Consider the following 25,570-nt stretch of genomic DNA (forward strand, 5'->3'; position numbering starts at 1 on the left):
TATTATTTATTCATTATAGACTACGATTTTCTTTGCACCAAGGATTCAAATTTAAGGAAAAGGCTGAGCGGAAACGGGAGTTCGGCGTCATGAAGACGATTGGCTATACGCCCTGAAGTTTCGGGAGGATGTGCTGTGTTGAGCTGCGGGAGTCGCTGCTGTCTTCGCTTGTTGGACACGGTCATCGGCGTTCTGGCGGTTGTGCAGCGGCCCCAATAAGGTTGATAAGAAGAGCAAGACACCCGCCCTTAAGGGCAGGCGTCTTGTTGATCAATGCGAATGCCTGCTGTCGGCCAATTATACCCAGCCACGAGCTCGCATAGCTTCGGTAACGCGCTGAAGCGAAATCATGTACGCTGCCGTACGCAAGTCAGTTTCATACTCTTTTGCCATATTACGAACTGCGTCGTATGATTTCACCATATTAACCTGCAGCTTCTCGAGGACTTCCTCTTCGCTCCAGTAGTAGTTCATCAAGTTCTGCACCCATTCGAAGTAGGATACGGTTACGCCGCCAGCATTGGCCAAAATATCCGGAATAACGATGCAGCCCTTCTGATTGAGAATGGCATCCGCTTCTGGCGTTGTAGGCCCGTTCGCTGCTTCGGCGACAATGCGCGCTTGCACGCGGGACGCATTCTCTTTCGTAATGACATTCTCCAACGCTGCCGGAATCAGAATATCTACATCAAGCTCCAGCAATTGCTCATTGCTGATATGATACTGCACGCCATAATCCAAAATCGTCGCTTCATCTTTCAACTGTTCGATGCGGTTCAAGTCAAGGCCGTTCGCATCGTAGATTCCGCCGCGGGAGTCGCTTACCGCGACTACGGTCGCCCCGAGGTCGGTCAACAGGCGCGCCGCAATGCGGCCGGCGTTGCCGAAGCCTTGCACCGCTACGGTTGCTTTCTCCATCGGCAGCTTGATATCTTCCAGCGCCGATTGAATGGCGTAGACACAGCCTTGAGCGGTCGCTGCATTCCGTCCTTGCGAACCCCCGATAATAATCGGCTTGCCGGTAATGACACCAGGAGAATAATGACCGCGCAAACGGCTGTACGTATCCATCATCCAGCCCATGATTTGCGGGGTGGTGTATACGTCCGGAGCCGGGATATCACGTTCAGGTCCTACGATGTCCGCGATAGCTTCCATAAAGGCGCGGCTGACGCGTTCGAGTTCGCCTTTGCTCATTTTACGCGGGTCGCAAATGACGCCGCCTTTACCGCCGCCGTACGGCAATCCAACAACGCCGCATTTGAACGTCATCCACATCGACAGTGCCTTAACTTCATCTAATGTAACGTCAGGATGGAATCGAATGCCGCCTTTTGTTGGGCCAATCGCATCATTGTGCTGCGAACGGTATCCGTCAAAAATGCGTACCGAACCATCGTCCATCCGAACGGGAAAGCTCACTGACAAAACGCGCTTAGGCTTTTTCAACAATTCCGTTACATGCTTGGGCAATTGTAATTTCGCGGCTGCAGCGTCAATTTGCTTCTGTACGATTTCGTACGGGTTTAGCACTTCTGCTTGTTCACGTTGTAAAATTTCCAAGGCTCATCACCCATCCTCTCAAGCTATATAGGAACACTTTTCAAACATTATACTGTCAACGTGCGTATTTTGAAATACATTACGTATCAAAATTCATAAAAAAGTTAAAAGATTATTTTACATGGGGTGATAAATTTTCTTACATTGAATTATTCTTTTATGGCTATAAAACCTTTTTATATAAAAAATATGTCAATATAAAGCGCTTTCTTCGTCCTTGTCAAGAGGACAAAAGGATGAAAATCAATGATGCATAGGAAATAGTTGACGTGAAACTACCCCTGCAGCAGAGCGGATTGAAGCTGTCAAAGTCTGTCCTTACTGGGAGGATGGTTGTTTTGTGCGGAAATGGGCATATGGATAAAAAAACCATATATATTGTGATTATAGCATCGCAATTGTGCTCCAATCCGGACTTCTATTTCAAAATGGAAATCGTTCGTTTTTTCGTATTCGTTTATGGCTTCGTTTATTTGCAGTTGTGACCGGGCTGCCCGGACGTGGCTACTTGGAGGTGATAGCCGTGACCATATTCGCTATATTGTTGACTGTCCTGGAAGCCGTTTATACAAATTATATATATTAATTAGTTTTATTAGGAGATGAAAATAAAAAAAAAGGAAATATACATACTCTGCTGAATACTATAACAGTGGTTGACCAAAAAATACCATGGAAGGATGCGTGATAATTGAAGAAAACCCCTATGTTTCTCCTGTCTGCATTGCTAAGCGCTTCATTTGTATTAGGTGATGTTGCTCTTGCTGCTGCCGCAGATGTTTCACAGACTCGTCCGGCACCATATGCACCATTGGTAATGCAATCTGGTAATGTTGATGTTGAAAGTTCACAGATTACCAGATTAAGTCGAGATGAATTTTATGCTCGATATGCTGAACTCACTGGAAAAAGCATTAGTCAAGTTAAATCAGAATTGGCTAATTCTGAACAGAAATCTCCTCAAATGCTCGGAGATCAGTATTACCAAACATTTGATGCAGAATATACATCAAACATTGATCTTGGTGGAGGAGTTAAAGTAAGAGCTGGAATTCTTGTTCAAGTAGAAGAGTTTATGTTTGGGCACTGTCATTAAGAACTTCACAAAAGGATCTATACAAGCTTCAGGTAAACTCCAACTTTCGTATAGTGGATATGCTGAGACTGCAATTCAAGAGGGCGACACTCATTCAGGAGAAGTGAACTTGGATCTTTGGGAGATACTTCATCTTGGTTGGAGTAAATCTCACATGACAAACAAAACAGATTACTACAGAAAACACTTTAGTGGCAGTGGTCAAATCTCACCGAACTAATAAAATTAATGGGGGCTGTCCCAAAAGTCATTGAAAATGACTATCCAGGCGGCGGACGTCATAGCTACCATCCTAAAATGCTCACGAAAATCATCATTTACGCTTATACATAGCGTATTTATTCTTCTCGTCAAATTGCCAAAGCGGTGCGTGAGAATATTCCATTCATGTGGCTTGCCGCCAGACAACGCCCGGATTTTCGCACCATCAATCGTTTTCGCTCCGAGCAGATGAAGGATGTGCTCGAAAAGATTTTCACGTCAATCCTTGGTTTCCTTGTTGAGGAAAAATACGTCAAGCTGGAGCATTACTTTGTAGACGGCACGAAAATCGAAGCCAATGCCAATAAGTGTATACCTTTGTATGGAGCAAAGCCGTGGTGAAGCACAATGCCAGATTGCAAGACAAGGTAAAGATGTTATTTGCAAGCATTGAAGAAGCTGAGCATCAGGAAGAGCAGGAGCTACAAGGGCAAGATTTACTGGAGCTTGGTGAATCGAGTGAAGTCACAAGCGAGAAGTTGACTGCCTCGCTTGGAGAAATATGAACATCATCTGGAAGTGCTCGGAGAACGGAACAGCTACAGTAAAACCGATCCGGACGCTACCTTTATGCGAATGAAAAAAGATCATATGCGAAATGGGCAACTCAAGCCCGGCTACAATGTATAGATTGGCACAGAAAATCCGTTTATCGTCGGATACAGTTTGCATCAGCGTCCTACGGACACACGTTGCATGAAACCTCATTTAGAGAAAGTGAAGGGTGCGCTGGGTAAGCTGCCTGGAACCGTTATAGCAGACGCAGGTTATGGAAGCGAAGAGAACTATGCCTATTTGGAGAAAAAAAAGTAAGCAAAATCGACAATCGGAAATATGATGAACAAACGGATACATGGACATGTCCCGGTGGACACCCCCTCGACTTCCGGTATGAAAGCAAGCAAAAAACCGAGAGTGGATATGAAATTCAACTTAGGCATTACCGAAGTCGGGATTGCTCGAATTGTCCTCTCAAAGCAGCCTGCGCAAAGGCAAAAGGGAATCGGGAAATCCGGGTAAGCATGAAGTATCTCCGCTATAAGCAACAAGCGCGAGAAAAGCTGCGAAGTGAAGAAGGATATGCCTTGTCGGTTCGACGAATGATAGCCGGAAAGTGTATTTGGGCAAATGAAAAACAACAGAGGATTCAGACGCTTCCTGCTTCGAGGCCTGTCGAAAGTAAGCCTCGAGGTCGGGTGGCTTTCCCTTGCCCACAATTTGCTCAAGCGGGCAGTGATGAAGCAAAAAGGTCGAGTATGGGAACAAATGTAGCCCTTAACTGGATCTTTTTTTGAATCTAACGGTCATCTCACAGGTAGTAAAAAACTACTTATGGGACAGCCCCTTCAGATTGAAGACAAACTCCCGCGAAATACTGCAACCGCGGGAGTTCTTTATGTTTTTCATCCATACTTTCAAATATGAAATTGAAATTATCAGATGGGCAACCGGTCTTCCAAAGCCAGATCGCCATTTTTTGGGGTTCATGGCAGCTGAAAAACGAATTGGGACATATGTACGGCTGTTGGTCACATCGATAAATGGCTTCACGTCTGACCGAATCACATTTTCATTTTCCCCCTTACGTTGTAATCGTATTCGCGGCAGCTCCTGCAGGTGAGATACTTAATGCCATTAACACCGCTGCAACCGCAAAAGGTGCGAAATGTGAAATATCTTTAAAAATAATGCTTACACTTATATTCTGTGACCAAAAATGTATCTTTTACAATATATCCCCATTTTGAATCCGCTTTCATAGTATAATATAAATGCGCGCGCAGACTAATGCTTTAGGAGTGAAAATTATGAAAATTCGATTCAAACAAAAAAAGCTTTTTCTAATGACTTTGGGGATCCTGCTGGGTTTATCAAGTACCATGTTTATGGGAAGTAATGTCATATCTGCTCAAGATGCAAACATCACAAACGTGGATGCGCAAATGGACAAAATTTCAGATTTTTATTTTCAAAATGAGCTCTATAGAAAAGATTTGCCTGAATATCCTGGAGCGTATCATTATCTTAGATTGGATAGTAAAAAAACAGATATGGACTTAGACTTAAAAACAAGTGATTTAAAAAATATGACGTATAGTGATTTACATCCAGAATATGTAGGTGAAAATGAATTCGATAATACGCATAGCGATATAGATCAAACATTCACAACAGCAGCTTATTCTCATCAAGTTACAAATTCCGCTAGTACGAATGTTTCTGAAGGATTTAAAGTAGGAGGAAAAAGCACGATTTTTAAATTGCCTATTCTCTTAACAGGTGGCATTGATATTACCGCAGAATTCAACTCTGCAACGAGTACGACAAATACAGTTACAGATACTAAAACTTTAACTGCTTCACCGCAAAATATTAAAGTGCCAGCTGGTAAGAAATATTTGGTTACAGTGGATATGGCAAAAAAATCATTTAGTGGAGATGTAGACTTTACTGCAACTGGGAAAAATGTGAAATCAAAACTTGATATGTTAGCAACTTATTATGGGCCAGGATTTCCACGCCCAAATAAATATCCATCACTTACCTTTGCAACAGCTGATATGTGGAAAAAATTATCGAATAGTCAACAAAGTCAAGTAGGCGGGGTGAAATTTGATTCGGGTAAAAATCTTGTATTGAACGGGAAAGCAAAGGTAAACGGAATTTTCGGAAGTAAACTGCGCGTAAGCGTTTACGATATTACGGATTCCAAAGTATCTCCTAAACCTGTTCAGCAGAAATTCATAGAGCAATGAGAGTATTACTCGAAAAATTCATAGATTTAAGAAGGTCAATATGTTTCCAATACCATTGTTTATGGCTATCTGGGGTCTTATCATAGTTCCAAGATAAAGTGATTCCAACGGAAGGTGTTCCTGTTCCGTTGAATGTTAAAGTACCAGTAAGAGCCCCCTCTTTGTGAAAGTAAGCTCCTGAGACTGAACTCGAGTCATTCCTTCCAGAATCATCATGTGCTTTCATTACTGGGTTAGGCCGCAGCAATGAGCTTACCGCTCATTGCTGCGGAAGCGCCGTGCCTCCATCGTTAGGAGACGTTCACCGATGAATGTCTCGGTCCGACATATTTGGCCTCCGGCCGGTAAATGACGTTATCGCCGGCCTGCTCCAAAATATGAGCGGTCCATCCCACTGTGCGGCTGGCGGTAAACGTCGGCGTAAACAGCTCGCTCGGCATGCCGATGGCCCGCATGATGGCAGCTGCGTAGAACTCGACGTTCGTGTAGAGCCCTCGCCCCGGCTTGTACTCGGCCAGCAGCCGGACGGCGGTATCCTCCACCAGAAGCGCCAGATTCAGCCACGGATCGTGAGACTCCATCAGCCCAATGCGCTGCTTCAGCGCCTCGGCGCGCGGATCTTTCGTCCGGTAGATGCGATGGCCGAATCCCATTAAACGGCGGCGTTGTTCCAACTGCTCCCGCAGCCACGGCTCCACCCGTTCGGGCGCTCCTATCGCTTCCAGCATGTCGGTCACCGCGGACGGCGCTCCGCCGTGCAGCGGACCTTTCATAGCGCCGATTGCCCCAGTCAAGGCCGACACGATATCCGACTCGGTAGATGCGATGACGCGGGCTGTGAAGGTCGAGGCGTTCAGTCCGTGTTCCATCGTCAAAATCATATACGCCTCGAGCGCATTGACGTGAACGTCCGACGGAAGTTCGCCTGTCAGCATATATAAGTAATGGGCCGTATGATTTAACGATTCATTCGCTGGGATGCTCGTCATGAGCGGCTGTCCGCTCTGAGCTCGATACAGATTCGCGATCAGGGCTGGCATCATCGCCGTGATTGCGATGGCGTGATCCGCCTGCGGCGTTCCCTCGAACGGCTTCATGCCCAGCGAAGAAACGGCCGTCCGCAGTTGACTCATCAAATCCATATCGGAAGGAATCTGCTTGAGACAATGGATGACGGGTTCGGGAAGCTGTCGATAATGCACCCATTTCGCCTTGAAAGCCGTCAGCTCGGCCGGTGTGGGCAGCGAGCCGTACCACAACAAATAAGCAACTTCCTCGAAGGAATAACGAACGGCCAGTTGCTTCGCCTCGTATCCCCGGTACAACAGAATACCTTGATCTCCATCGATAAAGCTTAACTCGGTCTCGGCAGCAATAACACCCTTTAACCCTTTATCAACCATCAAATTCCTCCTCCTCAAATTATGATTTATTATATACAATGAAACTGATTAAAAATATTGAAACATTTCTATTGATTTAATAATGAATTTTAATCAGGAGGGCTCGCAATGGATTTAAAATGGATTCATACGTTCGTGCATGCGGCGGCCCAGGAAAATTTTCGGCGGACCGCGGAAGAACTGTATATTTCCCAACCGACGGTCACGATTCAGATGAAGCAGCTGGAGCAGTATTTGGGCTGCCAGCTCTTTGCAAGGGTGGGCCGGCGCGTGCAGCTTACGGAGGAAGGACGCCGCTTTTTGCCGCATGCGAAGCATCTGTTGGACGTGCATCAGGAAGGGCTGCAGGATTTGCTCCGCTTCAAGCAGGGCTTCTCGCGCAGCTTGAACTTGGCGGTCTCGCCGCTTGTTGCTGCCTATCTGATCCCTCATGTGCTTAGCCAATACGTTGCCGCGAATCCGGATGTGGAGATTCAGGTGCAGGTGCTTGAATCTAAACACATTGCGGATGCCGTGCTGCAAAATCAAGTCGATCTCGGTTTGTCGCGCATGTGGGCAAGCGACGATCGGTTGTCGTGCGAGGTGATGGGCGAGGATCAAGTCATACTGGTGGCGCCGCACGACGGTTATGATAATGAGGGCGCCGCCCCGTTGGAGCTGGAGGAGCTGCTCGCCAGACATATGCTGCTCACCTATAATCATCCGGAATATTGGGAGCCGGTCATGCAGGATCTGCAGATGAGGTATCCGTATATGAGAACGATGCTTGTCACGCAGGTGCATGTGACGAAGCGTTTTATTGAAGAAGGTCTCGGTATTTCGTTTTTGCCCGAAATTACGGTGCGGAGAGAACGGATGGAGGGGCGTCTTCTGCAGGTGGACTGTCCAGAGATGAACCTGCCGACGACGCGGACGTATTCGATTATGAAGCGCGATGTGACGGAAGGAAGGCTTTTTTTGGATTTCTTCCGCACTTTTATGTAGTCTGGAGATGGTACACTTCTAGCTGCCATTGCGTGAGCTTGGACATGCGAGTTGAACCTCGGAGAAATTCAAGGTATTCTATTGCCAGATAATTGCCGGGAGAAAAGGCAAGGAGGAACGGAACGTGACGGACATCCTTATCGTCGACGACGACAAAGAAATTGCCGAACTGATTGAAATTTATTTGAAAAATGAAGGGTACCAGTCCATAAAAGCGCACGATGGCCTTGAGGCATTGAAGGTGATCGAACAGCAGCGGGTGGACTTGGTCATACTGGACGTGATGATGCCGAAGCTGGACGGGCTTGCCGTGTGCATGAGGATACGCGAGAAGCAGGCGACGCCTGTGCTGATGCTGAGCGCGAAGGCGGAGGACATGGACAAAATTATGGGGCTCATGACAGGCGCCGACGATTACATGGTAAAGCCATTTAATCCGCTGGAGCTGGTCGCGCGCGTCAAGTCTTTGCTGCGGCGCGCGTATCAATTGAATGCCCAGCTGCAGGTGAATGCGGAGCCTCAAGGTATCATTCGCATGCAGGGGCTGGAAATCAACAAAGAGACGCATTCGGTGAAGGTAGACGGACATGTCGTTCATCTGACGAGCATGGAGTTTGATATTTTGTATTTGATGGCCGGGCATCCCGGACGGGTGTTCAGCGCAGAGGAATTGTATGAGCGCGTCTGGAAGGAAGGCTTTAACGGATCGCACAATACGGTGGCGGTTCACATTAGCAAGCTGCGGGACAAGCTGGAGTCGAGCGGCGGCAAGTTCATTCAGACCGTATGGGGGGTAGGGTACAAGATTGAACAAGCCATGGTATAAGAGCATTCGCTGGAAGCTGTTGTTTACGTTTGCTTTCAGCATCGTGTTGACGCTGGGACTTCTCATGCTGCTCTTCAGTGTAGCATCTCTGATGTATACTGATTTGCGCATACCGCTTGTCAGAAGCTTACTCAGGTTTGCCGCGGATAATATAGGCGTGATGCCGTCGCTTGTTCTCGCAGGACTGGCGCTGTTTATTTTCGTCTATTTCTTGCTCAACCGCCGGCTCATTAAAAACGTGGAGAAAATAACGGAGACCGTGCAGCGCATTGCGGATGGCAATCTGGATGCGCAATGCCACATCAAGTCCGATGACGAGTTAGGGCGTCTGGCTGACAATATCAATATGATGACACAACAGCTCAAAAGGTCTATCGAGGAAGAACGCCAAGCGGAGCGCACCAAAAATGAGCTCGTGACCAGCGTATCCCATGACTTGCGTACGCCGTTAACCTCCATTATCGGATATCTCGGGCTGGTGGAGCAGGATCGGTATCGGGATGAAGTGGAGCTGAGGCATTACACGAACATTGCATATGAGAAAGCGCAGCGGCTGAATGTCATGATTAACGATCTATTCGAATATACCCGCATGAACGGGGGGATGGCGCTGCGGACGAAGCCGCTGAATGTGGCCGAAATAGCGGGGCAGCTGTGCGTGCATTACCGTTATCCAATGGAGCAGGCGGGGCTTTCTATCCGCATGAACAGTCAGGCGGATCATTACTGGGTAGAAGCGGATCCGGACAAGCTGGTGCGGGTGTTCGACAACTTGTTGACAAACGCGATTAGCTATTCTCAACCGGGCACCTTGGTGGAATTAAACCTGCGGCGCAGCGGGAACCGGGTTGCCATCACCGTGAACAGCTGCGGTGAGCCGATCCCAGAGCAGGATCTGCCTTATATCTTCGATCGGTTCTACCGGGTAGAGAAGTCGCGTTCGGAGGAAACGGGCGGCTCCGGCCTCGGGCTCGCCATCTCCAAGACAATTGTGGAGCTGCATGGCGGCACGATTGCGGCTGCCAGCGATATCGAGAGCACCCGGTTCACGATCGAGCTTCCCTGTATCGCCCCGCCGTCCGGCAATGGCTGAACAGACGAGAACCGAAGGCGTGGAAATACGGCCTTCGGTTCACTCTTTATTTATATATTGTGGCAATGGTTTCCCGATTGCTCCATCATGTCCGAGCGCTCCGTGCGCACCGGCATATCCGCACGTTCCACACGGTTCGTGTGCATCTGCATCCCCGAGCGCTCCATCCGATTCATGCGCTCCTGCATGTCAGCGCGCTCCATCCTATGCGTATCGTTCACTCCGCGATCACGGTACAAGCCAGCATCGCTTCCCGCGAGCTGAGCGACTCCTTGATAGACGGTTGTGCCTAATAAGAGGCTGCCTCCTAAGATGAGGACAGAAGCAATGATGTTACGTTTCATGGGTGTACCTCCTTCATGATGTTCCAACTATGATACCTATATCTCCATTATAAATCTCTTTATCCGAAACACCCCCTGCTAAAGTCCAGTTCGGCCGGGCATAGAAATAGAATTGCGCTTTTTTTCACAAAATCGTAAATGAATTGTTATTTCCTTCTGCATGCACCGCTCCATATTTCAACTTCATCTTTTCTTCATCTTTTATTAACTTTTCTTCATCTTTGCTTAGGACATTGTTAAGGCCTCTCCTTTATCATTACGATTATCAAAACGCAATACGAGATCATAATGATTAATTGAGGGTGATCGCAGTGAAAGTCAGGATGAAGAAATGGTTGTTTATAGGCGGAGCTTTAGCTTTGGGCATTTGGATAGTTATTCATCCATCTTCTAGCCATATTAAGCATCTCGTGAATAAGGTCTTAGAACATATAGAGGTATCGACCGGCAACCGGGCGTTTGCCATGGAGGATCTGTCAGCTCAGTCTGCCATCGTAATGAATCAAGATACGGGGGAAATTTTGTTCTACAAAAACGATCAAGAACGGAAGGCTCCGGCCAGCACGACAAAAATGATGACGGCGCTGTTGGCGCTTGAAATGGCGGATATGAATGCGGTGGTGACCGTCGGGAAGGAAGTGCTGAGGACAACACCCGGGGAAAGCGTGGCCGGGTTGACCTTAGGACAGCGATTGACGTGGAAGCAGCTCCTGGAAGCGATGATGCTGCCCTCGGGCAATGATGCGGCGCGCACGATTGCCGTGCAGTTGGGGCGGCAGACACGACATGATGGTTCGTTGAACGAAGAGGAGGCCATGGCCGACTTCGTACGGCTGATGAATAAACGGGCGGGAGAATTGGGGCTGCGCAACACCCATTTTACGAATCCGCATGGATTGCATGACACGAATCATTATAGTTCGGCCCAGGATTTGGCTGTAATAGCGAAGGAGGCCATGAAGAATGAGCTGTTCCGCAGCATCGTCGGCCAGATTGCGGCGGAAGTGAAGCTCGTCTCTTCCGAGCCGGACGCGGTGATACGGACATATACGAACCGGAACCGTCTGCTGCAGGAAGACAGCGGCTACTATTACGAGGGCGCGACAGGGGTGAAGACCGGCTTTACGGACGAAGCGGGATACTGCCTCGTTTCTTCCGCCGAGCGGGAGGGACGCCGGATTATTGCGGTCGTGCTTCATTCGAACGCTGACAGCGTATGGAGGGATTCTCTGGAGCTGCTCGATTACGGATTTGAGCACTTCGGAGCATAGCCTTCACAATAAATCAACGTGGGAGTTTGATAAAGATGTCAACGATGTCAATGGTAGAAATAAAAGAGTTATGCAAAACGTATGCAGGGAAGATAAGCTACGAAGCGCTATCCCATATTAATGTCTCGCTTGCGGAAGGGGAATTTGTCGGAATAATGGGGCCGTCTGGAAGCGGAAAGACGACTCTGATGAATATGATCGCGACAATTGACGCTCCAACATCGGGCGAAGTGCTGATTCATGGAAGCAATCCATTCCATTTGTCACCGGAGAAGCTGGCCATATTTCGTCGTCGTGAGCTGGGATTTGTCTTTCAGTCCTTTAATTTGCTAGGAACGTTGACGGTAAAGGAAAATATCGTGCTTCCCTTAACATTGGATGGGGTTAACGTAGAAGAATTGAATCGCAGAGCGGAGACTGTCGCGGAAAAATTGGGGATAACCACGATATTGCATAAGCGAACCTATGAAATATCCGGGGGACAGGCCCAACGCGCGGCGATAGCGCGCGCCATCATTCACCGTCCTAAGCTGCTGCTGGCCGATGAGCCGACCGGCAACTTGGATTCCAAAGCATCCCGCGACGTGATGGAGACGATGTCCAAGCTTAATAAGGAGGACGGAACGACGATGATGCTTGTTACTCATGATGCGATGGCGGCGAGCTATTGCGATCGCGTCGTGTTTATCAAAGACGGCCGGCTTCAGCATGAAATTTCACGCAGAGACAAGCAGCATATTTTCATGCGCAATATTATGGATGTTCTATCTGTGCTAGGAGGAAATCGAGATGACCTTTTCACAGTTGGCCTATCATAATATCGTTCGCAATAAACGAATGTATGCGGCGCATTTTTGGAGCAGCGCGTTTTCTGTTTTGATGTTTTTTACCTATGCCTTGCTCCTGTTTCATCCGGATTTGGATAGCGAGCTTGCGTCATCGAGCGTGACGATGAGCCGGCTGGGGACGATGGGACTGCGCGTATCGCAAGTTTTACTTGTTATTTTCTCATTTTTCTTTATCTTGTATTCTGTTGGTTCATTTCTCAAGACCCGGAACAAAGAATTCGGCATACTGATGATTCACGGGATGTCTCCGCGGCAATTCCGCAACCTGGTGTTTACCGAGAACATGTTGATTGGATGCGCCGCCAGCGCGACGGGGATTGGGCTTGGACTTTTATTTTCCAAATTCATTCTGGCTATGATTTCAAAGTTATTGGCGATAGACAAAGGTCTTTCGTTCTATGTTCCCATTCAGGCGATCGGTGCCACTCTGGCAGCCTTCTTGGTTCTCTTTATTCTCATTTCCTTGGTTACTTCCAGAATGGTGAAAGTCAATCGGGTTATTGACTTGCTGAAGGGATCGGAGAAGCCCAAGCCGGAGCCGCAAGCATCGGTGTGGTTGGCGCTCTTGGCCATTGTTCTCATCGGAGCAGGGTACATGGCGGTGTTTTCCTTTGCCACGGGGTTGAATTATTCCTTGCTGGTGCTAATGTCAGGCGTCGGGCTGGTCGTCGCGGGAACGTATTTCTTGTTCACTCAATTAAGCGTATATGTGATGCGCGCGCTGAAGCGAAAAGAACGGATGTATTTCAAAAAGACGAACCTGCTGACGTTCTCGGAGCTTGCGTACCGATTGAAGGACAATGCGAAGCTGTTTTTTATTGTCGCGGTTATTTCCGCGGTCGCTTTTACAGCTATTGGCACGTGTACCGCGATCGGACATCAAGGCTTGGCGGAAATGAAGAATCCGTATGCGTTCACTTATTACTCTTACAAAGGAAATGAGCAGGCAGCCGGGCATGCTGCAGAAATAAATAAGCGGCTTGAAGAGGCGAATGTTTCATACCGGCAAGGATCCGCTGCTTTGAAATATGCCGGGAACGATTTGACATTCATGAAGCTGTCCGACTATAACAATATGGCTGCAGCGCTCGGCTACGAGACAGAGACGTTAACACAGGACAACGAGGCTTTCGTCGTTCCTACTTCCGTGTATCAGGAAAGAATGTATAGCAATCAGGGTACGGTTGATGAGGTTCAATTAACCGAAGGAAAGACGAAAATGGCATTCCAACTCATCAAGGCGGCCGCACACCAGGTGCTTCCGCAAGATTATGGAATCATTCAGCTCGTTGTCGTATCGGACGCCATGTATGACAAGCTGCCGGATAACGACCGGGAAGGGAGATCTTCTTATACGGTACATGGCTTTGTCGTGGACCATTGGGAGAAGGCGGGAGCCGTGACGGATGAATTAATGACATTTTTCTACCCTGAGAATCAGAATAGCGACGAAGAAGGGGCATTCTCCTTTGTTGCGTTGTATCCTCAATGGGTTATGGCCAAGCAGGCCAATGGCTTGTTATTGCTTGTCAGCGTATTGATCGGAGTCGTGTTTTTCACTTTTGCCGCAAGCTTCTTGTACTTCCGTCTCTATACGGATAGGGAACGGGATCAACAGCAGGTGGAATTGCTGTCCAAAATCGGGTTGACCCGGAAGGAACTGCATCGGGTGGTGACGCGTCAGCTTCTCATTCTATTTTTCTTGCCGATGCTAGTTGCGGTCATTCATAGCGGAGTCGCCTTTGCTGCATTGCAGCAGTTGGTCCATTTCTCGGTTGGAAAAAGCACGATAACCGTGCTCGCGAGCTTTTTCTCCGTGCAAATCGCCTACTTTCTCGTCATTCGGTGGCGGTACCTCCGGCAATTGCGAAAAGCGATGGTATAGCAAGCCTGAACGGCAAAAGCGCAGTTGTTTTGTCCGTTAGTCGCATTTGTAAGGAATTAGAGCTGTTAAAGTCAGATTGTTGAAAAAAACCGTTTTTTCAGTTCATTAACGTTTCAATATAATATTATATGAGTAATTTTATGAGAGACGTGTGGTGATTTTGTTGAATAGCAAGCAGTCCGAAAATAAAGCTCATAATGAAATGGAACTTATTTGCATGGATTTATTGGTACCTCAAGATCGCCTGCTACGCCTTATCGATAAACATGTGGATTTCTCTTTTATCAGGGAGAAAGAAAAAGAATTAGAGAAATCCGTCAATGAGGATCGAGAGAACCACGGAAAAAAGCCCCTTCCTCCCCGGAAGCCTTCCGGGGAGGAAAAACTACGTAAAGTAAGTCAAACCGATCCTAAGTGCGGACTTATGAAACGAAACGGTAAACCGGAGGCATTCTGTTATCTCGACCATCGTACCGTCGACCATAAATATAACATTATCACCGATGTCCATGTGACACCTAGCCATGTTAATGATGCTACCGTCTAGGTGGAACGCCTCAAACAGCAAATCCATTTCATTCGACGCTGTAAGCCGTGGCGTTAGATTCGGGGCCTTATTATGCGATCTTACACTAAAGCTAGAGATCGCTGCGGCTATAGCGGAACGCAATACTCCAACGCGCCCTGGTATTTTTCCAAAGAAACAGTCAGTTTATCTACCATGCAGAAGAAAATGGCTACATGTGTCCCGCAGGAAGGCTGGTGTATACGACTACCAATCGACAAGGGTATCGGGAATACACGTCGAACGCCGAGGAGTGTGCAAACTGCCCCTGCTCAATCAGTGTACGAAATCGGCCAACCACCAACGCAAGATTGAACGACATATGGGAAGAGAGTACAGAGAAGGTCGCTCAGTGTGCCGGAAAACCTTTTCCGGAGAGGCGGCCTATAAGTTGAGTCCTCAAACGATAGAACTTGGTCAAGCGTGTCATCCAGGGAGAATTGTCGGTTCTTCCTTTTCGCTCATCTTGGTTGGACAACTTGTCCGTCACCAACTGGACATTATGCGTTAACAGTAACAATACATTTTTCGATAATATATCAAAGAAATTCCGAAGAAATAGTAAATTATTACTATTTAATTTTCCCATTATTCGACATACTTTTTATTTTTACAAGCTTATACTATTATTTGTATACAATAGTAGAAATTTAAGGAGGTAAATTATGAAAAAAATCACTAAAGTGTTGTCTTGTGTATTATTGGCGTCAATGGTATTATCAGGTGTAGCAACTGCAGCACCTATTGAAAAAAATGATTCCTTGTCGGAATCGCAAAATATAGTATCTACTATTACTTCTAATGAGGATTACCTTAGCAAACCTATTGTTGAGTTTGATCCAAAATTCAAAGAAATGGCAAAGAAACAAGGATTAGATCCAAGTACTATCATTGCAGGTTACAAAGTCATTTACAAAAATCCTTCAAAGAAGCTTACAGCAGCACCTTTTGCAAGTGATCCTTACTATATTAAAGATGGTAATATGGATCAAATAACTGGTAATGTTATTCATAGAGCTAGCGGTGTTGGGCCAGCACCTTTAAGCATGCAGTATTCAACGCAACTCTCTTCAACATTTTCTACTGAAGTAACAGCTGAAGCAGGATGGGATGGAGCAAAATTAGCTGGAAAATTAGGAGCTTCGTTTACGGTAGGAGAAACATTTACAGATAGTTACGGACCAATTAATGTTCCAAAAGGGAAAAAATACACTATTTACTGTGCGCCAACGTATAACTACTATACATTTGATTTATGGAAAACTGGTTTGCTATGGGATAGCCGAATAGGATCGTATTATTATAAAGAGCCAACTGGGCTTTACTTCTATTATCAAGACGTAACTGGATGGGGCTGATTACCCATTAAATTTCTAAGAAAATGAGATAATGCTATGAAAAAGTATTTGTTACTATTACTTTCTGTTGTATCAATTTTGAGTATTATATGGAGCCTAATCTTATTAACAAATAGTACAACATGGGGCTTTAATGATGCATTCAATCTCTTTAATGTAGGATACGCAAATGTAAAGACAGACACAGATATATTAGGAAAACTAATTGATTCATGTGTTTGGAAATACAAAATTAAGGGTATGTTTTTCTTTATACTCGGACTCAGTATATTTCTTGCATGCTTTAATAAATATATTGAAAAATCTCAATGATATTGTCAACTATAAATGAGTAAAACCTGATACAAAAAATACCAAATGCTGAGTCAGGCCAGTTTTAACCGCTTTTGAACCACTTGAAAGGGAATACCTTTCTGTCCGCAGTCGTAAACATACTGGACAACATCAAGTTTGACTTACATACGCACGACACGAAGGCCATCGCCTAATAAGCAAAGTATATGTGGTCATAAAAATGCTCGTTATTTCTTCAAATTATACGGCTCTGTAGAAATTTGAACACTCATCTCAGCATATGATTGGGCGCCAATAACTAAATTTACATTAGAGTGCCGTTGCCTGTGCTACATCGCTGCAATTGCGGGGTTATATGGCATAGGTGGCGCAGGAAGTCGACAGAAAGCAAAAATCCTCTTAAGCAGACCGTAAACCACGGTCTGTCTTTAGGGGATTTTCGTATTGCCATAGGGTTATATAGGGGTTACAAAGAAAGCGAGTGTACCGTAAGGTCCTTGACTTGCATTCTTTGTGGTTGCATTAGGTATTACTTCACGCGAGAGTTATTCTTCACGAAATCGATAATTTCATCGACATAACCGAATGCCAGCGCCGTTACTGTATCGGCAGCGCCGTAGTAAATCGCGATGCGGCCTGTTGCGGCATCGACAAGCGATGCGCAAGGGAACGCTACGTTAGGCACGTCGCCTACGCACTCATACAGCGTGGATGGCTGCAGCAAGTACGGTTCGCTGCGGTATTTCACTTTCCATGGTTGATCCAGGTCGAGAATCGCAGCGCCGAATGCGTATACGAAGCCGTTACAGGAATTCAATACGCCATGGTAAATCATCAACCAGCCTTCGCTTGTCTCGATTGGAATCGGGCCTGCGCCGACTTTCTTGCTCTGCCAGCCGCCGAGCGGCGCCATTACATGACGATGGCGTCCCCAGAATTCGAGATCAGGGCTTTCGCTGTAGAAGATATCGCCGAACGGAGTGTGGCCCGTATCGGACGGACGGCTTACCATTGCATAGTTGCCGTTAATCTTGCGCGGGAACATAACGCCGTTCCGGTTGTATGGCAAGAATGCATTTTCTAATTGATGGAATGTCTTGAAGTCATGCGTGTATGCCACACCGATCGTCGGTCCGTGGTAAATGTTGCACCAAGTAACGATAAAACGATCTTCAATCCAGCATACGCGCGGGTCATAGCCCTCAATGAAGTTCCCGATCTCAGGATCGTCGCATTCAAACTTAAGTGGCTCTGGGTTGATGTCCCAGTTCAAGCCGTCTTTACTGAAGCCGGCATGCAAACGCATATAGCGATTGCGGTCGTCACAGCGGAATACGCCTGCAAATCCGCCTTCGAATGGAACGACAGCACTGTTGAAGATACTGTTCGAGTTAGGCAGCAAGTCGCGTGGGATAACAGGGTTTTGGCTGTAGCGCCACAATACGTCGCGATGGCCCTCTGGACGTTCTTCCCATGGCATGTTCGGAATGTCTGGACCGATGATTTTAATTTGGCTCATGATGCAAACCTCGCTTTGCGTTAATTTTCATGTTGAACCTGTGCAGCATAAGTACAATGACATCGTTGAGACCTTGAGACTAAGGTTGAGAGCCTTGTTAGTTATTGTCGTCATGTTACATCGTCAATAGACCTGTGCCGCAACATGTTGCTTGCAGATGTTCGCAATGTTTCCTTATGATCGCGAAGATCATCTGGTGTTCGAACACTTGCTTGCATCCAATTTCAACCGGTAAATCCCCTTGTGGGAGCGGTTACCGTATACCTAAAGAGTAAAACAGAGTGTCCATAATGTCAAGTTGGTTTTGGGCATTTTACATCCAATATTGTGTGCAAAATACCTGAAATATGTGACATTTATTGTGCAAATGTAAACTCTAAACAGGTTGTTGAAACGAATCGCGCCAGATAATGTCGACGGCAAGGCGAACGAGTTCCTTCGGACGGCTGATATTGCCCATGCGCCATACGATTTGCTCGCCAGCCCGCATGCCAAGCTCTTCCTTCGGCACATGCACCGTCGTTAAGGAAGGCTGAACGAGCATCGCTTCGGTAATATTGTCGAAGCCGGTCAAGACGATATCGTCCGGGATGCGCAAGCCTGCATTCCGGATAACCTGCATCATTTCAAGCGCGATGGCGTCATTGACGCAGACGAATGCCGACGCCTTGTGCTTCATGGCCGTGAACGCTTCCTGAAGCTCGTCTTCATTATAATAATGCCGTTTCATCGTGTTAATGATGCAGCACGCTTCATTCACTCGCAAGTCGGCTTCGCGCAGCGCTTGCTGGAACCCGGTCCAGCGTTCCCGATAGCTCAAGCACGAACCGATGTCGCCGACGAACCCGATCTGGCGGTGTCCTTGCGCAATCAATGCCCGCGTTAACGTATATACGCTATGGGCGTTGTCTACCAACATAATATCGCTGCGCAAGAGCCCCAAGTTGAATTCGGCATGTGTATCGATAAATATGGATGGAATGCCGGCCGCTTCAATCACTTCATAGTATTCACGCAAGAAGGGCCCGATCATGATGACGCCGGCCGGCTTCTGCTGCAAGAACAGCGCAGGCAGCCGCAGCTCTCTTTCTTCTTCCATATCGACGATGGTCATTGCGAGCGTATAGCCGGCCTCCTTCAATGTCCCGTTCAAGCCTCTCAGGAAGGTTGACCAATAATGGTTGCCCATATAATCCGAATGGGTGAGCAAGGAAACGAGCCGATTTTTCGCAAGCGCCGATTCCGCCGGGGGCAGATCCTGTTGAAACTTCGTATAGCCGAGCTCCAGCGCTTTCTGAATGACGCGGCGTTTCGTATCCTCGGGCATGCCCGGATCGTTGTTGAGCGCCTTGGAAACGGTGTTGCGGGACAAGCTTAGCGCATCGGCGATATGCTGCTGTGTAATCTTTGATTGTGCCATTTATTCATCGCTCCGATTGGTGGTTGATTAGCAAACCGATTTTACGTTCCGTGTTAAGTTAGTATAAGTATAAAGGAGGTTTACATTTTTGACAAATGTAAAGTTACAAAACAGATCGTGATGAAGGACGATTATGACGAACGAACAGTTGTATAAATTATACATGAATAATTGCACATATAGGTCATTAGTATGATTTTTGGCAACTTTGGTTGGCATGAAGAACAAGCTTTCTTACAATGTAAATAGATGCTTTTTCAGAAAACAACACTGTGTTTTCATTATTTGTACATTCATTATTTCAAACCCGTGACCGATAATTACAACATCATTTACATAAAGGAGCAACTTGAGAAATGCACAAAGTGGTAGGTCACGAAGCGGATCGCAATGTTTTTCAATCCATTTGGACAACGGTATGGAAGGAAGAGGGGTATGAAATAGAGCCTTCGGCCCATACGTTGGCACAAGTTCTGGTCTTTAATGAAGCTAATGTTCCTGTCGGCACATTTGAGTTAAAGCCGTACCACTTTGACGGAAGTCCTTTGAACGAAATCGCCCCGTTTCGGGAGCAAGCCGAAATTGCTGCCGATCCTTGCTCTGTGGCTGAAGTCGATAAGGTTGCTTTGCTGCGTGAATATCGAGGCCAAAATGTTTCGCGTCTGCTATCATCCATTGTCCATTATGCAAAGCAGTATAACATTGTTCATTGCGCCTGTTTAATGGAGCCAGTATTTGCCCGCGCTCTGCGCATTTCATTTCATGTGCCGATGCGGCAAGTAGGCAAGAAGACATATTATAAAGGAGATGATGTCGTTCCGACTCTGATTCATGTCGGCGATATTTGGCGCGATCCTGAAGCCTATCCATGGTTTATTCGATGAGCTGCCACCAGACTGGTTGGCGTGAGCATTAATGGCATTTATATTTCATATTGTGAATATATGAAAAGCATGTTGAACAACCTCTTAAACTCGAATGATAGAAAGTTGGTAGATGGCGTGAATGAACATTCAATACTGGACCAGCGCAACCGATTGTTTGTCAAAATTATATGGGCCATGCTCGGCATTGGCATTGTTGCGGATGTGGCGGCGGGAATTACAGGAGCCATGCTGTATATGTTGACAGGTATCGGGGCTGCCGCTTGCGGCTTGGCTACCTTTCTGACCTATAAGCGCATCGGCACACAGTACATCATGTACCTGATTCCGGTATTTCTGTGCTCCCTCGTATTGATGTTGATGATATCGGATCCGAATCCGATTTTTAGCACGTATTTATTGTTATATGTCGTCATTGGACTGATGACGCTATATCAGAATTACCGTCCTATCGTGTTTACCGGGGTTATTAGCATGGCAATGACGGTCTATGTCGTAAATGATCCGGTTCTGGGCAAACAGGTGTTTGAAGGCGAGCCGCTGCTTTATTTATTGATGTATTTGCTTTTTGTGACGATCGCGCTCAGCGCATCGGCTGTCTTCAGCGAAAGGCTGCAGCGTCAAGTGCTCGTTCGCGGTACGGAGGCGCTGAGGACGAAGGAGCGTGCCGAAGGGCTGCTTGAGCAGATTCAATCTTCGATTACGATGCTGGACGAATTCAGCCAAGAGCAGAAGGGGCGCGCGGAATCGACCGGAGCCATCTCTCGCGAGGTGACGGGCACATTCGCCCAGATCTCGTCAACTATCGAGCGGCAGACAGATAATCTGCACGGTATCGGCAGCTCGGTGCAATTCGTGGAGCGTGCCGTGGGCCATGTTGCGGACGGAACGAACCATCTCGAACAGGTGGCCTCGGCTACACGCCAGCTGGCGGAGCACGGCAGCGGGCAAATTGATGCGCTTGTCGGTGAAATCGACCGCGTGGAGCGAGTCGTGCGGAAGACAGTGGAGCTGATGAACGATCTGAACGCGCAGACGGAACAGGTGCGCGATATCGTAAGCACGATTAGCGACATATCCGCGCAGACGAATCTGCTGTCCTTGAATGCGGCGATCGAAGCGGCCCGCGCGGGCGAACACGGGAAAGGCTTCGCCGTCGTTTCTGGTGAAGTCCGCAAGCTGGCCGACCATACGCGTGGCGCTACGGAAGATATTACGTGCATTCTCGGATCGATTGGCGCCCAGATCAATGAAGCGGCCGGGCAGGTGCAGCGCGGTCAATCCGCCGTCACTTCAAGCGTCGAGGCGACGGGAGAGGTTGAGCGCATCATGCGCAGCATGACGGAGAACACGGATATGGTAAGCCGCCAGTCCGAAGCGATGCGCGAAGCTGTGCAGGAGCTGCAGCAGCAATACGCGAGCATGGCGGAAGGCGTGGTCACCGTTACGGACAGCACGGAGCAGCACATGGCTTCCGTCGAGGAAGCATTGGCCAATATGGAGCACCAGCACAGTGATATTAAGGCCTTGGTCGACGGGTACACGCGGCTGGATGAGCATATCAGCGACTTGAAACGGTTGTCGGTGGAAGAGTAGAATATGCTAGGCTAAGGTCTATCAGGATATACATTCTGATAGGCCTTTTTCTATATTTGACGGCATGGTGCAGCGCCATTGCCGGCGAAGGGAGAGATGTATGCATGCGAGGGCATAGATTTGGAATAACGGCATCGGGGCGTGTTTTGAAGGCGTTTGCACAGGGGAGGAAGCTTGTCCTGTCCATATGTAAACCTGCCATAGTTATAGGAATGGGCTGCGCGCTATCCATGTCCCTGATCAGCTGTCATTCGGCGAACTTGGAACAAAAAAATGTGGAGCGGGACGTGTCCAGCCCAGCGGTCACGGTCATGTTGAACAGTCTCGGCATCAGCTTCCCCGAGCCGTTGACGGAGAATGACAATCCCTATTTGTCGTACATAGAAGCGAAGACCGGCCTTAATGTCGAAGTTATCATTCCTCCGTCACACCGATACGAGGATCGCGTCGGCGTAATGATGATGTCGAACCATACGCCTGATCTCATCAGCATATCCGATCCGAATTGGGTGTCTCATTATGCGCGCAAGCAGATGCTGGCGCCCCTCGACCATTTGATTGCGCGCTATGCCCCGCAGCTGAAGGAGCGGATTCCGCCTGAAGTATGGGAGCAAGTGTCTTTTAACGGGCAGGTGTATGCCATTCCGAGCCTGAATGAAGCGGAAGGTTTGGAGATGATGTACGTCCGTAAAGATTGGTTGGACCGCTTCGGACTTAAGCCGCCCGAGACGCTTGAGGAGCTGGTGGAGATGATGCGGGCTTTTGTTGCGCTCGATCCGGACGGCAATGGAGTGCGGGACACGTACGGCACCAGCTTTGTCGAGGATTTCGGGCGTTCTTCCCCGTGGTTCGGCGCATTTGGAGTTCAGCTGAATCAATGGGTGGAGCGGGATGGCAAGCTGGTGTATTCCAATATATTGCCGGAAATGAAAGACGCCCTTGCCTTTTTGCGCGGGCTCGTGGAGGAAGGGCTCGTTGATCCTCTCTTTCCAATACAGACGCAACGGGGCTTGGAGCGGCAAGTAATGGAGGGGGGCCTCGGACTGTTCACGGGCACATGGTACGATACCCGCGGCGTGCTGGAGAAAAGCGCGGCGCGTCATCCGCGCGCGGAATGGATTGCGATTCCGTATCCGCAGGGGCCTGGCGGCACCGGCATTTATGCCTTGCCGGCGGTGCGTTCCTATCAGGTTATTCCGGCATCAAGCCCGCATGCCGTCGAAGCGCTGAAGCTCTTGAACTTTATTTCCGGAGAGGGCCGCGACACGTTAAAGTTCGGATTCGAAGGGGAAGTGTGGGCGTGGAAGGACGGAAAAAGGGTGACGAACATGGAAGCGCACAACCGTGACCAGTACCGCGGATTGTACGCCAATCTGTCCGACATTCCCGATGAAGGCTATACGCAAAGCAGGCTTGATGCGCTCGGCATGCATTATCACTTACATGACAACCTGCGCTATATGGCCGCTTATGTGCGGCCGAGCGCTTTTCAATCGCTTCCGACTCCGGCGATGACCCGATACGCGCCGCTTCTGCTGAAGAAGAACGATATGTTAATCGATATCGTGCTTGGGAATCGGCCGCTGGATGATTTCGAACGGTATGCGGCGGCGTGGTTGGCCGAAGGCGGGGAAGAGATGACCCGCGAAGCGAATGCGTGGTACCAATACAGCAGGAATCGGGCCGGTTCGCCGGCATTCCGGCAAGAAGGGAGTGATGGCCATGCTTCAGGCTCTTCTTAATCGGTTCCGCCAGCGCATTCAGTGGCGTCTGACCGTCTATTTTGTGCTCATTCTCGTGCCGCTGCTGCTTACGGGCTGGTTCTCGAATGAGCGTTCGCAGCAGCTGCTGTTGTCCGAGACGACGGCACGAACGGAAAGCGCGATGCATGCCTTGATGGATAACATCGAGCTTGTGCTGCAGAACGTGGAGGAACTGTCAGCCATGCTGTCGACAGACCCGGAAATGAACGCCACGCTGGCACAATCCAGACAGGCTGTTGAATCGAAGGACGTGATGGCGTTCGTCCGCATGAAACGCCAGCTGTCCGATTTTTTGTCCATACACCCGATGTTCTCGCAGATTGCCGTCTATCATGATCATTCCAATTCCGTCATCTCCACGGCGCATGGCGTACTGCCCGTCACCCGCCCGGATGAGCGCATATGGCTGCGGCAGACCTTGAATGGGATGGGGACCGGGATTGTCTTCATGCTGCCCGATGAGCGTATTGGCGGCGGCAAGCCGTTCGGCCAAGTGTTCGGTGCGGATAGTCTGGCTGTAGTGCGTTCCATGGATATTTATAATCCGAACCGGGAACGGCATGCGCTCATTATTAGTCTTAATACTGCGCGCATACAGCAATATATCCGTTCCCTTCTGCCTTCAGCGCAGGCGGAGATTCATCTGTACACGGCCGATGGAAAGTGGGTAACGGGAACAGCTCCGCAGCCGGAATCGTACGACAGCTATGCTTCTTACGCCGAGAAGAACGACCAGGTGCTCATCCGTGCAATGTCGCCTTATTACGGCTGGTCTTTGACGCTGGCTCAGCCGAAGGATGAAATTTTCGCCCAATCCTATCAATTGGAGCATTATGCGGTCTTCATGATCGCTTTGAGCATCGTGCTTGCTCTAGTTATGGCGTTCAGCATTTACACCAGCATCGCCGCCCCGATGCGGAAGCTGGCTCGCGGCATGCGGGCCATGACCGGCGGCAACCTGGACGTGCGTCTGGAGTCGGACCGGCAGGACGAATTCGGCATGGTGACGCATCTGTTCAACCATATGGCCTCGCAGCAGCAGCATCTCATCCAGGATCACTATGAACAGAGCTTACGGCTGGCCAACACGGAGCTGAAGCTCCTTCAATCGCAAATCCATCCTCATTTTCTGTACAACACGTTAGACTCCATCTATTGGATGGCAAAGCATTCGGATGCGGAGGACATTTCGGAGATGGTGCTGCATTTGTCGCGCTTTTTCCGGTTGAGCCTGAGCAAAGGCAAAGACGCGCTCACCGTGAAGGAGAGCCTGGAGCATCTGCACGCGTATGTCCGTATTCAGCAGCTGCGGTTCATGGAACAGTTCCGGGTCGAATATGACGTCGACCCGCGGGCCGAGCCGCTGCCCATCGTGAAGCTGCTCGTGCAGCCAATTGTGGAGAACGCGATCATTCACGGCGTGGAGAAGGCGGCACATGAGGCGCTGCTGCGCATTACGGTGCGGCTGGAGGGCGCGGGGCCGCAGCGAGCTCTCACCATCGCCGTGACCGATTCGGGTGCGGGGATGAATGATACGGCGCGGGAACGGCTTCAGCGGCGGCTGTCTGCCGTGCTGCAGCAGCCCGTGCGGCAGGGAGTGCAGCCGGAAGGAGATGCGGCTGCGGGCTACGGGCTGAGAAACGTCGCGGCGCGCATGCGCTTGAATTATGGCCGGCATGCCGATATCCGCATCGACAGCGTCTTGGGGGAGGGCACGACGGTTACGCTTGTTTTGCCCTTGTCAGAGCCTTACGAGCCGAAGGCCGCAATGGCATGACATGTCATGCTTGACGGTCTGGAATAGTTGATTCTGCCTAATGAGGATACAAGGAAGGATGAGT

Annotated in this window: 19 protein-coding genes and 1 pseudogene; 15 read left to right on the top strand and 5 right to left on the bottom strand. The window is 48.6% G+C overall.

Features of this window, described 5'->3' with window-relative positions; all coding sequences use genetic code 11:
• Window positions 1–297 precede the first annotated feature (297 nt).
• Entirely contained in the window at window positions 298–1,563 is a 1,266-nt protein-coding gene (locus JSQ80_RS12360; RefSeq protein ID WP_240463635.1) for a Glu/Leu/Phe/Val family dehydrogenase, read from the bottom strand.
• A 691-nt stretch (window positions 1,564–2,254) separates the two neighbouring features.
• Here JSQ80_RS12360 and JSQ80_RS29015 point away from each other — a divergent pair.
• The 3 genes and pseudogenes from JSQ80_RS29015 (at window position 2,255) to JSQ80_RS12375 (ending at window position 5,676) form a co-directional block, all read left to right on the top strand.
• Window positions 2,255–2,659 (top strand): hypothetical protein, encoded by a 405-nt coding sequence (locus tag JSQ80_RS29015; protein ID WP_240463636.1) that lies wholly within the window; start codon window positions 2,255–2,257, stop codon window positions 2,657–2,659.
• A gap of 246 nt (window positions 2,660–2,905) precedes the next feature.
• A pseudogene (locus tag JSQ80_RS30190) lies at window positions 2,906–4,192 on the top strand (IS1182 family transposase); the annotation flags it as partial.
• Window positions 4,193–4,728: 536 nt separating this feature from the next.
• Window positions 4,729–5,676 carry an ETX/MTX2 family pore-forming toxin gene (locus JSQ80_RS12375; RefSeq protein ID WP_206095487.1) on the top strand — a complete coding sequence of 316 codons (948 nt, stop codon included), beginning with the start codon at window positions 4,729–4,731 and terminating at the stop codon, window positions 5,674–5,676.
• Between the two features lie 290 nt (window positions 5,677–5,966).
• Here JSQ80_RS12375 and JSQ80_RS12380 read toward each other — a convergent pair whose 3' ends face one another.
• Window positions 5,967–7,079 (bottom strand): citrate synthase/methylcitrate synthase, encoded by a 1,113-nt coding sequence (locus tag JSQ80_RS12380; protein ID WP_206097566.1) that lies wholly within the window; start codon window positions 7,077–7,079, stop codon window positions 5,967–5,969.
• 108 nt (window positions 7,080–7,187) lie between these two features.
• Between JSQ80_RS12380 and JSQ80_RS12385 the strand changes: the two genes are divergently transcribed.
• The 3 genes from JSQ80_RS12385 to JSQ80_RS12395 all read left to right on the top strand — a co-directional run bounded on the left by JSQ80_RS12385 (window position 7,188) and on the right by JSQ80_RS12395 (window position 9,982).
• Window positions 7,188–8,063, top strand: a complete 876-nt coding sequence (locus JSQ80_RS12385) for a LysR family transcriptional regulator (protein ID WP_206095488.1) — start codon at window positions 7,188–7,190, stop codon at window positions 8,061–8,063.
• A 124-nt stretch (window positions 8,064–8,187) separates the two neighbouring features.
• Window positions 8,188–8,889 (top strand): response regulator, encoded by a 702-nt coding sequence (locus JSQ80_RS12390; protein ID WP_206095489.1) that lies wholly within the window; start codon window positions 8,188–8,190, stop codon window positions 8,887–8,889.
• Window positions 8,870–9,982 (top strand): sensor histidine kinase, encoded by a 1,113-nt coding sequence (locus tag JSQ80_RS12395; protein WP_206095490.1) that lies wholly within the window; start codon window positions 8,870–8,872, stop codon window positions 9,980–9,982. The genes JSQ80_RS12390 and JSQ80_RS12395 overlap by 20 nt, the downstream gene beginning before the upstream one ends.
• Window positions 9,983–10,032: 50 nt before the next feature.
• On the opposite strand, the gene JSQ80_RS12400 is transcribed toward JSQ80_RS12395, so the two are convergent.
• Entirely contained in the window at window positions 10,033–10,326 is a 294-nt protein-coding gene (locus tag JSQ80_RS12400) for a hypothetical protein (protein ID WP_087432284.1), read from the bottom strand.
• Window positions 10,327–10,637: 311 nt separating this feature from the next.
• On the opposite strand from JSQ80_RS12400, the gene JSQ80_RS12405 reads away from it, so the two are divergent.
• The 5 genes from JSQ80_RS12405 to JSQ80_RS12425 all read left to right on the top strand — a co-directional run bounded on the left by JSQ80_RS12405 (window position 10,638) and on the right by JSQ80_RS12425 (window position 16,253).
• Window positions 10,638–11,597: a D-alanyl-D-alanine carboxypeptidase gene (locus tag JSQ80_RS12405; protein WP_206095491.1), complete on the top strand. Its 960-nt coding sequence runs from the start codon at window positions 10,638–10,640 to the stop codon at window positions 11,595–11,597.
• Window positions 11,598–11,641: 44 nt separating this feature from the next.
• Entirely contained in the window at window positions 11,642–12,415 is a 774-nt protein-coding gene (locus JSQ80_RS12410) for an ABC transporter ATP-binding protein (RefSeq protein WP_206097567.1), read from the top strand.
• Window positions 12,387–14,330 (top strand): FtsX-like permease family protein, encoded by a 1,944-nt coding sequence (locus JSQ80_RS12415; RefSeq protein ID WP_206095492.1) that lies wholly within the window; start codon window positions 12,387–12,389, stop codon window positions 14,328–14,330. Before JSQ80_RS12410 ends, JSQ80_RS12415 begins: the two co-directional genes overlap by 29 nt.
• A 154-nt stretch (window positions 14,331–14,484) precedes the next feature.
• The gene (locus JSQ80_RS30000; RefSeq protein WP_206095493.1) at window positions 14,485–14,877 is read left to right on the top strand and encodes a hypothetical protein; all 393 of its coding nucleotides are present in this window, start codon (window positions 14,485–14,487) and stop codon (window positions 14,875–14,877) included.
• Window positions 14,878–15,560: 683 nt separating this feature from the next.
• The gene (locus JSQ80_RS12425) at window positions 15,561–16,253 is read left to right on the top strand and encodes a hypothetical protein (RefSeq protein ID WP_206095494.1); all 693 of its coding nucleotides are present in this window, start codon (window positions 15,561–15,563) and stop codon (window positions 16,251–16,253) included.
• A gap of 823 nt (window positions 16,254–17,076) precedes the next feature.
• On the opposite strand, the gene JSQ80_RS12430 is transcribed toward JSQ80_RS12425, so the two are convergent.
• Window positions 17,077–18,066 (bottom strand): glycoside hydrolase family 130 protein, encoded by a 990-nt coding sequence (locus JSQ80_RS12430; protein WP_087432288.1) that lies wholly within the window; start codon window positions 18,064–18,066, stop codon window positions 17,077–17,079.
• Window positions 18,067–18,442: 376 nt separating this feature from the next.
• On the bottom strand, window positions 18,443–19,486 hold the full coding sequence (locus tag JSQ80_RS12435; protein ID WP_206095495.1) for a LacI family DNA-binding transcriptional regulator: 1,044 nt from the start codon (window positions 19,484–19,486) through the stop codon (window positions 18,443–18,445).
• Between the two features lie 356 nt (window positions 19,487–19,842).
• Between JSQ80_RS12435 and JSQ80_RS12440 the strand changes: the two genes are divergently transcribed.
• The 4 genes from JSQ80_RS12440 to JSQ80_RS12455 all read left to right on the top strand — a co-directional run bounded on the left by JSQ80_RS12440 (window position 19,843) and on the right by JSQ80_RS12455 (window position 25,506).
• Window positions 19,843–20,370: a hypothetical protein gene (locus tag JSQ80_RS12440; protein ID WP_087432290.1), complete on the top strand. Its 528-nt coding sequence runs from the start codon at window positions 19,843–19,845 to the stop codon at window positions 20,368–20,370.
• Between the two features lie 117 nt (window positions 20,371–20,487).
• Window positions 20,488–21,966: a methyl-accepting chemotaxis protein gene (locus JSQ80_RS12445; RefSeq protein WP_336245728.1), complete on the top strand. Its 1,479-nt coding sequence runs from the start codon at window positions 20,488–20,490 to the stop codon at window positions 21,964–21,966.
• Window positions 21,967–22,070: 104 nt separating this feature from the next.
• On the top strand, window positions 22,071–23,708 hold the full coding sequence (locus JSQ80_RS12450; RefSeq protein WP_206095496.1) for an extracellular solute-binding protein: 1,638 nt from the start codon (window positions 22,071–22,073) through the stop codon (window positions 23,706–23,708).
• Window positions 23,620–25,506, top strand: coding sequence for a cache domain-containing sensor histidine kinase (locus tag JSQ80_RS12455; protein ID WP_240463640.1), 1,887 nt, complete (start codon window positions 23,620–23,622; stop codon window positions 25,504–25,506). Before JSQ80_RS12450 ends, JSQ80_RS12455 begins: the two co-directional genes overlap by 89 nt.
• The last annotated feature ends 64 nt before the right edge of the window (window positions 25,507–25,570 follow it).

Origin of the sequence: Paenibacillus apiarius (assembly GCF_017052585.1) — a bacterium.
Taxonomy (GTDB): domain Bacteria; phylum Bacillota; class Bacilli; order Paenibacillales; family Paenibacillaceae; genus Paenibacillus_B; species Paenibacillus_B apiarius.